At 56.3% G+C, this 13,748-nt stretch carries 12 protein-coding genes; 5 read left to right on the top strand and 7 right to left on the bottom strand.

Annotated features, from left to right (window positions below; translation table 11 throughout):
- Window positions 1-170 precede the first annotated feature (170 nt).
- Both QQL78_RS13245 and QQL78_RS13250 read left to right on the top strand, forming a co-directional pair.
- Window positions 171-359, top strand: a complete 189-nt coding sequence (locus QQL78_RS13245; protein ID WP_284374158.1) for a PLDc N-terminal domain-containing protein — start codon at window positions 171-173, stop codon at window positions 357-359.
- Window positions 360-502: 143 nt separating this feature from the next.
- Window positions 503-1,174 carry a hypothetical protein gene (locus QQL78_RS13250; protein ID WP_284374160.1) on the top strand — a complete coding sequence of 224 codons (672 nt, stop codon included), beginning with the start codon at window positions 503-505 and terminating at the stop codon, window positions 1,172-1,174.
- Between the two features lie 42 nt (window positions 1,175-1,216).
- Here the strand turns inward: QQL78_RS13250 and QQL78_RS13255 are convergent, their stop codons facing one another.
- The 3 genes from QQL78_RS13255 to QQL78_RS13265 all read right to left on the bottom strand — a co-directional run bounded on the left by QQL78_RS13255 (window position 1,217) and on the right by QQL78_RS13265 (window position 5,729).
- Entirely contained in the window at window positions 1,217-3,505 is a 2,289-nt protein-coding gene (locus QQL78_RS13255; RefSeq protein ID WP_284374163.1) for a glycosyl hydrolase family 28-related protein, read from the bottom strand.
- 172 nt (window positions 3,506-3,677) lie between these two features.
- Window positions 3,678-4,091 carry a DUF4864 domain-containing protein gene (locus QQL78_RS13260; protein WP_348540752.1) on the bottom strand — a complete coding sequence of 138 codons (414 nt, stop codon included), beginning with the start codon at window positions 4,089-4,091 and terminating at the stop codon, window positions 3,678-3,680.
- A 57-nt stretch (window positions 4,092-4,148) separates the two neighbouring features.
- The gene (locus QQL78_RS13265; RefSeq protein ID WP_284374165.1) at window positions 4,149-5,729 is read right to left on the bottom strand and encodes a lysine--tRNA ligase; all 1,581 of its coding nucleotides are present in this window, start codon (window positions 5,727-5,729) and stop codon (window positions 4,149-4,151) included.
- Between the two features lie 123 nt (window positions 5,730-5,852).
- Between QQL78_RS13265 and QQL78_RS13270 the strand changes: the two genes are divergently transcribed.
- Complete coding sequence (locus QQL78_RS13270; protein ID WP_284374167.1) at window positions 5,853-6,275, top strand: tellurite resistance TerB family protein; 423 nt, start codon at window positions 5,853-5,855, stop codon at window positions 6,273-6,275.
- On the opposite strand, the gene dacB is transcribed toward QQL78_RS13270, so the two are convergent.
- Window positions 6,272-7,774 (bottom strand): D-alanyl-D-alanine carboxypeptidase/D-alanyl-D-alanine endopeptidase, encoded by a 1,503-nt coding sequence (gene dacB / locus QQL78_RS13275; RefSeq protein ID WP_284374169.1) that lies wholly within the window; start codon window positions 7,772-7,774, stop codon window positions 6,272-6,274. The genes QQL78_RS13270 and dacB overlap by 4 nt on opposite strands.
- An 85-nt stretch (window positions 7,775-7,859) precedes the next feature.
- On the opposite strand from dacB, the gene QQL78_RS13280 reads away from it, so the two are divergent.
- Entirely contained in the window at window positions 7,860-8,684 is an 825-nt protein-coding gene (locus QQL78_RS13280) for a DMT family transporter (RefSeq protein ID WP_284374170.1), read from the top strand.
- Here the strand turns inward: QQL78_RS13280 and QQL78_RS13285 are convergent.
- From QQL78_RS13285 to QQL78_RS13295, 3 genes are all read right to left on the bottom strand, one after another.
- Window positions 8,676-9,278 carry a nicotinate-nucleotide adenylyltransferase gene (locus QQL78_RS13285; RefSeq protein WP_284374171.1) on the bottom strand — a complete coding sequence of 201 codons (603 nt, stop codon included), beginning with the start codon at window positions 9,276-9,278 and terminating at the stop codon, window positions 8,676-8,678. The two genes, QQL78_RS13280 and QQL78_RS13285, sit on opposite strands and share 9 nt — an antisense overlap.
- A gap of 79 nt (window positions 9,279-9,357) precedes the next feature.
- Window positions 9,358-10,908, bottom strand: coding sequence for an alanine/glycine:cation symporter family protein (locus QQL78_RS13290; protein WP_284374172.1), 1,551 nt, complete (start codon window positions 10,906-10,908; stop codon window positions 9,358-9,360).
- A gap of 18 nt (window positions 10,909-10,926) precedes the next feature.
- Window positions 10,927-11,367, bottom strand: coding sequence for a universal stress protein (locus tag QQL78_RS13295; protein ID WP_284374173.1), 441 nt, complete (start codon window positions 11,365-11,367; stop codon window positions 10,927-10,929).
- Window positions 11,368-11,751: 384 nt separating this feature from the next.
- On the opposite strand from QQL78_RS13295, the gene ettA reads away from it, so the two are divergent.
- Window positions 11,752-13,407 (top strand): energy-dependent translational throttle protein EttA, encoded by a 1,656-nt coding sequence (gene ettA, locus QQL78_RS13300; protein ID WP_284374174.1) that lies wholly within the window; start codon window positions 11,752-11,754, stop codon window positions 13,405-13,407.
- The last annotated feature ends 341 nt before the right edge of the window (window positions 13,408-13,748 follow it).

Genomic DNA, 13,748 nt, shown 5'->3' on the forward strand with positions numbered 1-13,748 from the left:
CAGTGCCTGCACCCCGACTGTTCACCCTTGGCGCGGGGTGGTTCCACGCAATCCAACTCCTTGCTCTCGCAGGCAAACGCGCTGTTGGCGGATCAGTGTCTAAAAACGTTGGAACCATTTCGCCTGTCCATTGTTATCCCTGCAACAGAGACATTCTAGGGAGACTAACAATGGAATATGGTATTTTCGGACTGATTATCCTGATCGCTAACATTTATGCGATTTATCAGGTACTTACATCCGGTGCGTCCGGCCTGGCCAAGATCATCTGGACCGTTGCAATCCTGCTCTTGCCGATCCTCGGCCTGATCATCTGGTTGATTGCAGGCCCACGTGGCAACGGGTCCGTCCGCGTATAATATTCGATCAAGATTACAAGAAAAGCCCGGCGCATCTGCGTCGGGCTTTTGCTTGCGCCAAAATCACCACAAACTTAAGGCGTCAAATCATCCATTAACCTTTTGTTAACAAACCTCCCCTCAGTCTACGGACCGGAGGTGCGATGAAGACTTTATTCGCCGTTTTAGTGATGACGTGCCAGTGCATGGCCAGTATCGGCCATGCTGGTGCCTGGCTGCGCGACGAGGGCAGCGGTTTCGCCTCACTCAGCTTCGGGGCCACGCAGTTTTCAGAAACCACAAACGCGCTCTATGTCGAATACGGGCTCAGCGATAAAACAACCATCGGCCTGGATGTCAGCACCTTCACCAATGCCCTGAATGTCCGAAACGGCTTTGGCAACCTGTTTATCCGCCGCGCCATCGGGCCCACGGACCAACCAAATAGATGGGCCTACGAACTTGGGGTGGGCGGGCTATGGGGCAATGAACGGCACTTGCCCACATTAAAAACCACACTCTCATGGGGACGCGGTTTCCAGTTTCACAACCGTAGCGGATGGGTAAACATGGACGCCGCTTTTATCTATGAACCGACCTTGGGCAGCCATATCACTAAATTCGACGCGACCTTGGGGCTGCACTTTGGCGGCATCACCACCGGCCTCTTGGAGGTCACCCATTCCTCACAAAACAACGATACCTATGGCGCATTCGAACCTTCCCTGTTGATCCGCCCGAAAGACAGTAAATTCAGTGTCAAACTCGGGGCCCAGATTCCTTTCGACGAGGACGACCGCGCCGCGCTAAAACTTGGAATCTGGCACAGCTTTTAAGCGCCATACCCCGCCCCTCACTCAGGGACGGGGTAGGTAACCCTAGCGGAAGTCCATCCGCACCGTCGCCTGAACCTTGCCCCGCACGTCGCTTGGCCAAACCAGTCTGATCTGATCGCGTTGCGCCCCCTGCACCGTATCCACATAGGGTGTCACAAATTGCTTGACGTTATTGGTGTTGCGCAACGGCCCGATGGCCGTAATCGCATCCACTGACAGGGCTTCACCGCCAAACGCCAGGTACTGCGAGACATCAATCGTCCAATTGTCATCCACCGCCGCTTGGGTAAAATCGACATAAGCGGGGTTTACCGGTTGCGCCGTCACCCCAAGATAGGAATTGGCCGCCATGGTGAAATTCTTGCACCGCGACATGTCCAGATCCGCAAATGTTGTATCGACCCGCTCTGCCCGATCAATGGACCCATTCAGACTGCGAAACCGATTTCCGGAAATCGACACGCCATTCAGGAAATGCCCCGCCCCATGCGGCTTGACCACGATATAACTGAACCACGGAGCAACGTCCCCGGACAGAAACATGTTATCCGTCACACTTAACGCGCTGAACGAAAAGCCACCGGTGAATGCCGGGCTTGGATCATGTTCATTGGTCCACTCGATAAAGCAATTGTCGATATAATTGTTCGAAATCACAGTACCCACACTGGTGCTTGCCAGAATGATACCGCCCGATCGAACACCGTTTGCCACCCCGTCCCCTTGGAAAAAATGGTTGCCGGTAAAGATGTTATTCGACCCGCCCAACAGACCAAAATGGCGAAACCGCGTGGCGCGGTTGTTGCGGATCTTGGCGTCGTTCTGATTGACGTTAAACCCGATGGTCTTGCGCGCAGGCACAGCCAGGGCATCTTCGGCGGACAGGAACTGACAGCGATCAACGATCAACCCCTGACAACCGGTCCCAATCGACGTGATACCGCGATCCATCGGTCGGCTGATAAAACAATCCCGCACATGAAAGGTAATCCCGCCGGGCGACAGCATAATCCCCGAACAACGGTCATTACACTGTAGCTCCACATCCGCCATCACAAATTTGCTCAGCGCGTTAAAGCCTCCGAAATCAATCAGATACTTGAACTTGCGAAAGGTGAAATTCTGCCGCCCCTCTGCATCATACAGCGGCTTGTTCAACGTAATTTCCTGACGGGCTAAATCCTTGCTGCGCACATAGACCTCACGACCGACACCTGTGGCCTCCACCAGCGACCCAACCGGAATACTTGCCACATTGGTAACATTCGTCAGCGTCTTGGAATCTCCCGCCGTATAGGTCGCCGCAGAGGTAACGACCTCAGTGTTCCATGCCGCGCTGGCCGCAGCTTCCAGCTGGCCATTGCGGATCACCCGGCGCGTCGCATAGGAATGTGTTCCCGGTACAGCGCCCGCCATATCCAGTGGTGCCGTCACATTCACCTTGCGCCCGCCCATATCCAGCGTTTCGTGATCCGAATTGTTCAACAGTGCCTGAAACGCCTTTTTAAATGCCACCTCCTCATCCTCAAAGGCCTCGATATAGGTGGGCAAATCAAAGTTCCGGCGCAGCAACAGAACCGCCGTATCCGGCATGCTGACCCGGCCTTCGAACTTTACAGGCGTGTCGATTGTCACATTATTCGCAAGCCGGAAATTGCCCTCAGGGACAAATACCGTCCGCCCGTTCGCGGCAGAATTGGCTGCCTCAAAAGCGGCGGTGTTATCCGTATTCCCATTGCCAATGGCTCCGTAGTCCACAACATCCACAATCGAAATCATGTCGCGGATAAAGACCGACGTGACATCCTCGATCTGAATGTCATCAACACGGATGATACCGCCGTTCGGCCCCACCAGATCAATCCCAAAGTGACCGTAAACCGGCTCTGTGCCCCAGACCAGATCAACACCACCGCGCCCCCCGGTGCCAATGATCCCCTTGATCTCGACCACTTCACCGTAATTTTGCAGGGTCGTAAACGTTGTAAACTCCGGCAACCCATTCACCCGTGCCCCGTTGCCATAGGCCGGATATCCGGCGATGCGCACCGATGGCAGGTTGCCACTGATCGCCTTTACCCGTGCCGTGACCTGCAAATAACATCCGGGTAAGATCGGTGTCTGCCCCATGTAGCGCAGCTTTTGGGTGTTCTGCGTCTTCAGCAGCTCCAGCGCCCCAGCAAAATCCTGATCCGCGGCCACAAACAACGCATTTGCCGCGTTCTCATAGGTGTCGGACCCCGCTGTGCCATCCCCGCTTGACCAGACATCCAGACCCGCCGCAAAAGGTGTCGGCGTCAGTACCAGACCATCGGTAATTGCCTTGTTCATCAAAAATCCCTTTCCACAAAGGCGCCAGCCGCCCTTCGGTTGTTGCCGTACCTCCGGCACATGCCGGTTCGGGACAGGGAGATATCAATGATGAGTTAATCGGGGCTAAGCCCACCGTGCGCCACACCGCGCAACAGCGGACGACCAAAGACCTTTTCGCAGGGTAAACGCTTCAGACAGAGGCCCCCGGTGCCTCCAGAAACTGCACGCTGGCAATGCGCCATCCCGCGTCGGTAGGCTGCATCTGATACAACAGCAGGTACATCACCCCTTTGGCATCCATGATCTGAACCTTTTGAAAAACCGAACCCTCGTATTCCTTCAATTCCAGATACCGCACTTCCGCAGGCCGCCAAACCATTGGATATTGCGTTGTCACCATCCGGCGAAAGTTTTGCGGTGATTGAAACAAACGCTGCAGAGTTGGCGTTGCATAGGTAAACGCCTGTTCAAAATCATCCGCCTTAAAGGCTTCGATCTGGGCGCTGATCGTGCCTTCGATCTCGGCCTGCTGCGCCGAAACACCAAAACAAAGGACACAGGCAAGGATCATCCCGCCCAGCATCCGGCTTACAGATTTCCACATGTCACTTCTCCCCTGCTGGCCCTTACGTCAAGTCACGCGGCCAGCAGGGCAAGAGTTTCACGCCGCCAGCAGTTTCCCTGCCAGCGCGTCATCAATCAGCTGAACCGTCTCATCAACACCATAAAGCGCAATGAAACCGCCAAACCGTGGCCCTTGGCTTGCACCCAGCAACACCTCGTAAAGCGCAGTGAACCAGTCGCGCAGCGGATCAAACCGCTCTTTGCCCACGGCAAACACCATGGTCTGCAAGCCCTCAGCATCCAATCCGCCATCCCAGACTTTCAGGTTGTCGCGCAGCTCTTCCAAGGCTTCGCGCTCCAGATCACTTGGCGCACGGAACACCTTATGCGGCTTCACAAAGTCGTTGAAATACCGCACCGCATGACCCGCCGCCGCATCCATACCGGGATTGTTCTCCGCGGACGCCTCGGGCGCATAGCGCTGGATAAAGCCCCAAAGCTGCGATTTATCCTCAGCAGAGGACACGGACGCCAGATTGAGCAACATCGAAAACGGCACAACCATATCCGACTTGGGCACATCACCGCCGTGAATATGCCAAACCGGGTTGTTCAAACGCCCCTTCGCGTCCTGCCCCTCATAGGCCCGCAACTGCTGATGATATTCATCCACTGCCTTGGGGATCACATCAAAATGCATCCGCTTGGCCGTCTTGGGCTTTTGATACATGAAGTACGACAGGCTTTCCGTGCTGGCATAGGTCAACCACTGATCAATCGAAATCCCGTTGCCCGAAGATTTTGAAATCTTCTGCCCGTTTTCATCCAAAAACAGCTCATAGCTGAAATGGTTCGGCTTCTTGCCGCCCAATATCTCGCAAATCCGGTCGTAGATCGCCGTATTGGTCGCATGTTCCTTACCGTACATCTCGAAATCAACGTCCAGTGCCGCCCAGCGAGCGCCAAAGTCCGGCTTCCACTGCAGTTTCACGTTTCCGCCAGTCACCGGCAGCGTCCATTCCTTGCCGTCTTCATCGTCAAATGTAACCGTGTGGTTCACCGCATCGACATTCTTCATCGGCACATACAGCACCCGACCGGTCTCGGGATGAATTGGCAAAAAGATCGAATAGGTCGCCGCACGCTCTTCGCGCAGCGACTTCAACATCACGGCCATGACCTGATCATAACGTTCACAGGCCAGCTTCAGAATTTCGTCGAAATGCCCAGCGCGGTAGAACTCGCGGGCAGAGTAAAACTCGTACTGGAACCCGAAAGTATCCAGAAACCGGCGCAACATTGCATTGTTGTGATGGCCAAAACTCTCGAATTCGCCAAACGGATCCGGCACCGATGTCAGCGGCTTGTGCATATGCTCGGCCAGCATTTCCTGCTGGGGCACATTGCCGGGCACCTTGCGCATCCCGTCCAGATCGTCAGAGAAACACACCAGCTTGGTTGGAATATCGCTGATCTCCTCAAACGCCCGCTGAATCATCGTTGTGCGCAGCACCTCACCAAAGGTGCCGATATGCGGCAGACCGGACGGGCCATAACCCGTTTCAAACAACACAAACCCCTTCTTAGGCGGGGCTTTCGCATAACGTTTCAAAACCGCACGGGCCTCTTCAAAAGGCCACGCTTTGCTGCTCATCGCCGCTTCCCGCATCTCAGACATTTGTATCATCCATTTTCCGCCGATTCCGTGCCCCATGCACGCCGGCTCGCGTGTACCTATTGCGTCCCCTGAGGTGCGTCAATATTCTGCACTGCAACAACAGCCCTCCCAAAGGAGACCCTCATGACCAACGGCCCTTCCCTGGCGCTTAGCGCCCAAGACAGCCTTGTCGCCCTGATGGTTGCGGTTTCCGCCTCTGATGAAAACATCCGCACCGCCGAGCTGATCAAGATTCAGTCCGCCGTGAACATGCTTCCGATATTCGCCGAATACGACAACGACCGGCTGACCGTGATCAGCAAAACCGTCTTTGACCTTTTCGAACAGGAAGACGGGCTGGACGCGCTATTTGGTCTGATCCGCGAAGCCCTGCCCGAGCGTCTTTTTGAAACCGCATATGCACTGGCCTGTGATGTGGCCGCCGCCGATGGCACGCTGGATGAAGCGGAATTGCGCCTGCTTGAGGAAATCCGCTACGAGTTGGAGATCGACCGCCTGCATGCCGCTGCCATCGAACGGGGCGCACGGGCACGGCACCTTAGCTAGGCCTCGACCCGCCCGTAAAGCGCATCCCAGCGTTCAATCAATTTCTGCTGAACCCGTTTGGCACGTTTGTTGTAAGTCTGTCCCCCGGCGGGGGATTCCCGTTCCGCACGGCTGATCTTTGCCCGCGCCGCCATGTCAGACGCAAAGATCGCAAATGCCATCTCGCGCCCGTCCTGCGCGGTGATATACCCCGCCAAGGTTGACACGAAATTCAGCGTGCCGGTCTTTGCGTCCACCGCAATCGCTTGATCCTTGACCGGTCTGCCCTTGGCATCGCGAAATCCGAACCGCTTGAGAATCGACCGGAACCCTTCATCTTTCACTGCCAACAGGGCGCGCGTCATATCAAGCGCCGTCAGGGTCGACGCATCGCCCAGCCCCGAATGATCCACCAGGGCAGGTGCCTTCATGCCCAGCGCGCCAATCGCCCAACGGTTCATCTCTGCCGCCGAAGCCTGCAAACCATCCACCGCACCCAAACGCTTCTGCGTTGCCGCCAGCCCCACCATCTCGGCCGTCAGGTTTGTTGAAAACCGCAGCATGCCGCGCAGGATCATACGCAAATCCTGACTTTGATGGCGCAGTACAACCTCATGCGCCGGAAGCACCTCGATCACGTCGGGCTTGCCCAGCCGGATACCATGCGCTCCCGCCAAAGTGGCAAAAACCTCTCCTGCATAGAGCGCAGGCTTGCGCACCGGCAACCAGCGCGATCCGGCACCGCCCAATGCACCACGTGCCACGCTCCATTGATCACGGCCCGCTTGGTCGCGGTAGGTATAGACAGGGGCGGCGCGATCCTCGATCCGCATCGCGGCAAAGGTGACATTGGGGCGGTATTTCTCCGACCGCCCGTCCATCGTCACTGTGTATTTCCCGCTGTTGCGCCGCCATTCAAAATGCACACGGTTAAAATTCAGCGCGATCCCCGATACCGCCGGGTTATAGCCCACATGATCCGGCTGTTCTGGGTCAATTCCTGTCACGACAGGCAAGGTCCCCTGATAGACTTTCAACCCGCCTTTAACGCCGATCACACCGGCCGCTTTCAAATCCGCCGCCATCTGCGCCAGCTGATCCGTGTCCAGCGTTGGATCCCCCCCGCCGATCAGGATCAGGTCCCCCTGCACCTCGCCATCCGTGATGCCACCGGTTGCCGCCAGCTGCGTTTCAAACCGGTGATCCGCACCCAAAGTCTCCAACGCATAAAGCGCAGTGATGGCTTTGGTCACACTGGCAGGCGGCGTGCCAATGCTTTCGTTCTCACATTCCAGCCAAGCCCCGGTCTGCACATCCGCCAGGGCAAAAGCCACACGGCCCGACAGTTTCTGCCCGCTGATGATCTCGGAAACTTCAGGAACGGCCTTTTTGAAAAAGTCGTCGCCCCGCAGCACAGGCCGCAGTGATTCCGTGGGTGGCGCAGCCAATACCCCCTGCCCCATCGCTGCAAATGCCGCAACGGAACCTAAAAAACCACGTCTGCTAAACCTATTTTCCATGGCCCGACTTAACCCTGATCGCCCTCCCGCTTCAAGCGCTGCGGTTACACATTTTCAACCAGTGACCTGCGTGTTATGCGGCGCCATGCAACGCGCCGCCCTGATCATGTTTGTCGCCATGTCGCTGATCCCCGCCGGGGATAGCGCTGGCAAATTATTGTCTTCCTCTCTGGGGGTTGCGCCGCTTTTTGTAGCATGGTCTCGCTTCGTCCTTGGGGCGCTGATGATCTTGCCCTTCATCTCACCCTCTGCCTTCGGATTGCTGCGCGACTGGCGGGTCTGGTTGCGGGCGCTGGTCCTTGCCTGTGGCATCAGTTCTATCCAGATGGCCCTGCAAACCGCAGATCTCGCGACGGTCTTCGCCGCATTCTTTATCGGTCCGATATTCTCCTATATCTTGGCCGTCATTTTCCTGCGCGAACCCGTCACCCCTGTGCGATCCGTGTTGATAGTCACTGGTTTCGCTGGCGTCCTTTTGGTCGTCCGTCCCGGTATGGGCGGTGAAGCCGGTGTCATTTGGGCTGCAATCGCGGGGCTGTGCTACGGCACCTTCCTGACCATGTCGCGCTGGCTGTCGGGCATCGGCACCCCCATCGCCCTGACCTTCACCCAGCTGCTGCTCAGCGCATTGATCCTATTGCCCTTTGGCCTGATGAACCTGCCCGAAGCCACAGCGCCCATCGCCACGCTGACGCTTGCTTCCGCCTTCTGTTCAATGATGGGCAACCTGCTGTTGCTCTATGCCTACCGCATTGCCAATGCCACACGGCTTGCACCGCTGGTCTACTTCCAATTGATCGCCGCGGTCGGTTTCGGGTGGAGCATTTTTGGCGACCTGCCGGACGCCTATACTTGGGCCGGTCTTGCGGTCATTCTGGCCAGTGGCATCGCCTCGACCCGCCTACGCTGACCAGTCACCCTTGGCCCTGATCGCTGTACTGGATGCATCATTCATCGGCACGTTTACAAAACTCCACGCTGGAGCCTCGGCGCGAGCCAACAACTGCCCGTATCTGCCCGCAATCCGGTGAGGTGCATAAAGCGCTGCGGCCCGGCTCATCCGTGCTGAAATACGCTGACCGGGCCGGGCAAGCACCCCGACCGGCACGCTTTGCATGATCCCGCGCCAGTCCTGCCAAAGATGGAATTGCGCCATGTTATCTGCGCCCATCAGCCAGACAAACCGCACCTGCGGATAGAGCATCTGCAACCGCACCAAGGTCTGTGCTGTGTACCTTGTGCCCAAATGTGCCTCGATATCCGTGATTTCGACCCGCGGGTGCCGCATCACCAGCCGCGCCCGCGCCATCCGGTCTTCCAGCGGTGCTGGCCCCCGGGTTTTCAACGGGTTCCCGGGGCTCACCAACCACCACACCCGATCCAGCCCGAACCGCTTGAGCGCCTCGCGCGTGATATGTGCATGGCCCTCGTGCGCGGGGTCAAACGACCCCCCCAACAGGCCAATCACCTGACCGGCGGACGCATATGGAAAATGATAGCGCAATAGAAAACGGCCCCCGAAATGCTTCAGGGGCCGAAAGAAGGGGCATATGCCCGGTTTGTCAATCAGATCAATGCCAAGACTAATGCTTGTGGCGCACGATCGCACCTGACTTCAGACGATCAAAATAGCTGTTCATCTCGCGTTTCACGATGGGCATCAGGAAGTACAACGCCGTGATGTTCACAACCGCCATGGCAAAGATCATCGCATCTGAGAAGTCGATCACCGCACCAAGCTGTGCCGCGGCACCTACAATGATGAAGAAGCAGAAGATCAGCTTGAACACCAACTCCGTCGTCTTGCCTTCACCAAACAGATAGGTCCACGCTTTCAGGCCATAATAGGACCAAGAGATCATCGTCGAGAAAGCGAACAGGATCACAGCCAAAGCCAAAACATATGGGAACCAGCTGAACCCGGCAGCAAAGGCCGAAGATGTCAGGCTTACACCGCTTGACCCGTCGACGGTTTTGATCGCTGTGCCAGCTTCATTCAGCACAAAGTTACCCGTTGCAGGATCCATCACCAGCACACCAGAGATGGTGATCACCAAAGCTGTCATCGTACAGATCACAACCGTGTCGATGAACGGCTCTAGCAGGGACACAACGCCCTCTGTCACCGGCTCTTTGGTTTTCACCGCAGAGTGCGCAATCGCCGCTGAACCAACGCCAGCTTCGTTCGAAAACGCCGCCCGTTTGAACCCTTGGATCAAGGCACCGACAAAGCCACCCGCGACCCCCAGCCCGGTAAAGGCACCGGCAAAGATCTGGCCAAAGGCCCAACCGATCTGATCCGCGTTCATGATCAGGATAACCAGGGCGGCCAAGACATACATGACCCCCATAAAGGGCACGACTTTCTCGGTCACGCTGGCGATGGATTTAATCCCGCCAACAATCACCGCAAAAACAACACCGGCAAAGATCACACCAGTGATCAAACCAGAGAAATCGCCAGTGATATTGGTGATCTGCGCATGGGCTTGGTTGGCTTGGAACATGTTCCCGCCGCCCAATGCGCCACCGATGGTGAAGATCGCAAAGATCACAGCCAGCACCTTACCCCCGGGCAGCCCGCGTTCCTTGAACCCTTTGGTCATGTAATACATCGGACCACCGGAAACCGTCCCATCGGGATATTCATTTCGGTATTTCACACCCAGCGTACATTCGGTGAACTTGGACGCCATGCCCAAAAGACCGGCCAGCACCATCCAGAATGTGGCCCCCGGACCACCAATGCCAACGGCCACCGCGACGCCCGCGATATTCCCCAGCCCCACAGTCCCCGACAACGCCGTTGTCAGCGCCTGAAAATGGCTTACCTCACCCGCGTCGTTGGGGTCAGAGTAATCCCCTTTGACCAGTGAAATCGCATGGCCAAAGGCCTTGAACTGAACAAAGCCGAAATAGATCGTAAAGATCGACGCGGCCACAACCAACCACAGCACAATCCATGGGAAATTTGTGCCCGGCAGGCTCATAAAGATCAGGTTCACAAACCAACCCGTTGAACCGGCAAAGACGTCATTCACCTTCTGTTCAAAACTAACGGCCTCTTGCGCCGCCGCAAGTGTCGGCAGGCTGAGCGCGGTTGCGGTCAGCCCTGTTGCTAAAAATCGTTTCATTTTAAAAATCCCCTAAATTCACGGAATGATCGTGATTGGCACGCTGGCCGATGCCGCCAAACGGCCCGTCACACCACCAAACACGCGTTCTTTCAAACCACGCGCGCCAACCCGGCCGACAACGATCTGCATTGCACTATGTGCCTTGGCCGTTGCATCCAGAATATCTGCCGCATCACCGTGTTTGACGATCCCAATAACGTTGAAACCTTCGCTCTTGGCCTGATCCACTGCCGGATCAAGGACACGCGAATGCGCCATCTCAAGCTCTTCTTCACGCCGCTTGTGGCGTTGTTCATTCTCTTCCGGGGTTTGAAAGCTGAACGGCGACCATTCGATCACATAACAGATTGCAATTGTGCAATCTCCGATCCCCTTGGCCTGCTGCTTGGCAAAGGCAAGCGCACGCGCGCCCGCTTCTGATCCATCCAGACCAACAACGATAGTGGCTTTAGTCATTGTTTACTGTTCCCTGTTGTATCACTGCCCCCGCGCAGCCGGTCTTGGCAGGTCGGAAGCAGCCCGTTTTTCCTGTACAGGTGACAGATTGCCGCCCCTACAGGTTAAGAAAAGCATAACAGCTTCAACCAGAGAGGAGCGCCTGAAATACGCCATCTCAGCAGTGTTTCCGACTTCAAATTCTTTATTTTTGAGCCGAAACACATCAATTCAGCGCAAACCGCAGTACTCATATTTATGAATCGCCTCTCAAACCGGGCGGATTCCCTGTCCAATTCACCCTTGCTGCACCGCGTTTTGTGAGCGTGTCATGTCTGCGTTGATCTTGTGACGCCGCCGCGATATTGCGGTGCCAACCTCATTTGATCAGACAGGAATCCACCCATGGCGGCCTATCAATTCGTTTACCACATGTCCGGCGTCTCCAAGACTTATCCCGGCGGCAAGAAAACCTTTGAAAATATTCACCTGAACTTTCTTCCCGGCGTGAAGATCGGTGTTGTCGGCGTCAACGGCGCAGGTAAATCCACCCTGTTGAAAATTATGGCCGGTCTGGACAAGGACTTTCAGGGCGAGGCATGGGCCGCCGAGGGGGCCAAAGTGGGCTACCTGCCACAGGAGCCCAAGTTGGACGAGAGCCTGACAGTGCGCGAAAACGTCATGCTGGGCGTGGCCGAGAAAAAGGCGATCCTTGATCGCTATAACGAATTGGCGATGAACTATTCGGACGAAACCGCCGATGAAATGGCCAAGCTGCAAGATGACATCGACGCACAGAACCTCTGGGATCTGGACAGCCAGATTGACGTCTCGATGGAGGCCCTGCGTTGCCCACCGGATGACGCCAACATCAAAGACCTCTCCGGCGGTGAAGCCCGCCGCGTCGCGCTGTGCAAACTGCTGCTCGAAGCGCCCGACATGCTGCTGCTTGACGAACCGACCAACCACCTCGACGCCGAAACCATCGCCTGGCTGCAACAGCACCTGATGGATTACAAAGGCACCATCCTGATTGTTACCCACGACCGCTACTTCCTGGACGACATCACCAGCTGGATTCTTGAACTCGACCGCGGCAAGGGCGTGCCCTACGAGGGCAACTATTCCGACTGGCTGGAGCAGAAAGCCAAGCGTCTGGCGCAGGAAGCCCGCGAAGACAAATCCAAACAGAAAACGCTTGAGCGCGAACTTGAATGGATGCGCCAAGGGGCCAAGGCCCGTCAGGCAAAATCCAAAGCCCGGATCAACGCCTATAACGAAATGGCCGACCAGTCAGAGCGCGAGAAACTCAGCCGCGCCCAGATCGTCATCCCCAACGGCCCCCGCCTTGGCAACAAGGTGATTGAAGTGGCAAACCTGAACAAAGCCATGGGCGATAAGCTGTTGGTTGAGGATCTGACCTTTGATCTGCCTCCCGGTGGCATCGTTGGCGTGATCGGCCCCAACGGTGCGGGTAAATCCACCCTGTTCAAGATGCTGACCGGTCAGGAAAAACCCGACGCCGGCACCATCGAATATGGCGAAACCGTTGATCTGTCTTACGTCGACCAGTCCCGCGATGATCTGGCCGATGATGACACCGTCTGGCAGGCAATCACCGGCGGTGCAGAGCTGATCAAACTGGGCGACGCCGAGGTCAACTCCCGCGCCTATTGCTCCTCCTTCAACTTCAAAGGCGGCGATCAGCAGAAAAAGGTTGGCCTGCTCTCAGGTGGTGAACGCAACCGTGTCCACATGGCGCGTCTGTTGAAAGAAGGCGGCAACGTGCTGCTGCTCGATGAACCGACCAACGATCTGGACGTCGAAACCCTGCGCGCGCTGGAAGACGCCCTCGTTGATTTCGCCGGCTGCGCCGTGGTCATCTCGCACGACCGTTTCTTCCTCGACCGGATTTGTACGCATATTCTGGCGTTTGAAGGAGAGGCCCATGTGGAGTGGTTCGAGGGCAACTTCGAGGATTACGAAGAAGACAAGAAGCGGAGACTTGGTGCCGATGCGCTGGAGCCGAAGCGGTTGAAACATAAGAAGTTCGTTCGATAAATCGCTTAAGCGATTTTCGAACGGGTGCGAGGCAGCGTCCGCTTGAGCGGGCGCGTTCGCACTCGGTTGTTGTTCTTTAAGACCGTTGAAAAAATAGGCCGAAGGCAACCAAGTATTAAACAAGCAAGGGAGGTGCTCAAACCACCATGTGGACTACTTTGGACCTTTCGAGGAAAACTGAAGTAGCACCCCAGAACTTGTCAGTGCTTAGCGGTGCTATGTCGAAACCTTTGCGGGAATTAGGCTAAGGCGACCCTATGTTGCGGGAAGCAAAATAAGGTAGTCGTCGAACGGTAGCTCCAAGTGATCATAGGAGCACGCCAAACTGCTATAAAGGGCAG

The sequence above is a fragment of the Sulfitobacter pacificus genome, assembly GCF_030159975.1.
Classification (GTDB): Bacteria; Pseudomonadota; Alphaproteobacteria; order Rhodobacterales; family Rhodobacteraceae; genus Sulfitobacter; species Sulfitobacter pacificus.

What these genes read in the sequence shown, in the direction of transcription:
- QQL78_RS13255 (WP_284374163.1), bottom strand. Translation starts at nt 3,505, where the DNA reads ATGAACAAGGCAATTACCGATGGTCTGGTACTGACGCCGACACCTTTT.
- dacB (WP_284374169.1), bottom strand. Translation starts at nt 7,774, where the DNA reads ATGGAAAATAGGTTTAGCAGACGTGGTTTTTTAGGTTCCGTTGCGGCA.
- QQL78_RS13295 (WP_284374173.1), bottom strand. Translation starts at nt 11,367, where the DNA reads ATGACTAAAGCCACTATCGTTGTTGGTCTGGATGGATCAGAAGCGGGC.
- QQL78_RS13270 (WP_284374167.1), top strand. Translation starts at nt 5,853, where the DNA reads ATGACCAACGGCCCTTCCCTGGCGCTTAGCGCCCAAGACAGCCTTGTC.
- ettA (WP_284374174.1), top strand. Translation starts at nt 11,752, where the DNA reads ATGGCGGCCTATCAATTCGTTTACCACATGTCCGGCGTCTCCAAGACT.
- QQL78_RS13245 (WP_284374158.1), top strand. Translation starts at nt 171, where the DNA reads ATGGAATATGGTATTTTCGGACTGATTATCCTGATCGCTAACATTTAT.
- QQL78_RS13290 (WP_284374172.1), bottom strand. Translation starts at nt 10,908, where the DNA reads ATGAAACGATTTTTAGCAACAGGGCTGACCGCAACCGCGCTCAGCCTG.
- QQL78_RS13265 (WP_284374165.1), bottom strand. Translation starts at nt 5,729, where the DNA reads ATGTCTGAGATGCGGGAAGCGGCGATGAGCAGCAAAGCGTGGCCTTTT.
- QQL78_RS13280 (WP_284374170.1), top strand. Translation starts at nt 7,860, where the DNA reads ATGCAACGCGCCGCCCTGATCATGTTTGTCGCCATGTCGCTGATCCCC.
- QQL78_RS13260 (WP_348540752.1), bottom strand. Translation starts at nt 4,091, where the DNA reads ATGTGGAAATCTGTAAGCCGGATGCTGGGCGGGATGATCCTTGCCTGT.
- QQL78_RS13250 (WP_284374160.1), top strand. Translation starts at nt 503, where the DNA reads ATGAAGACTTTATTCGCCGTTTTAGTGATGACGTGCCAGTGCATGGCC.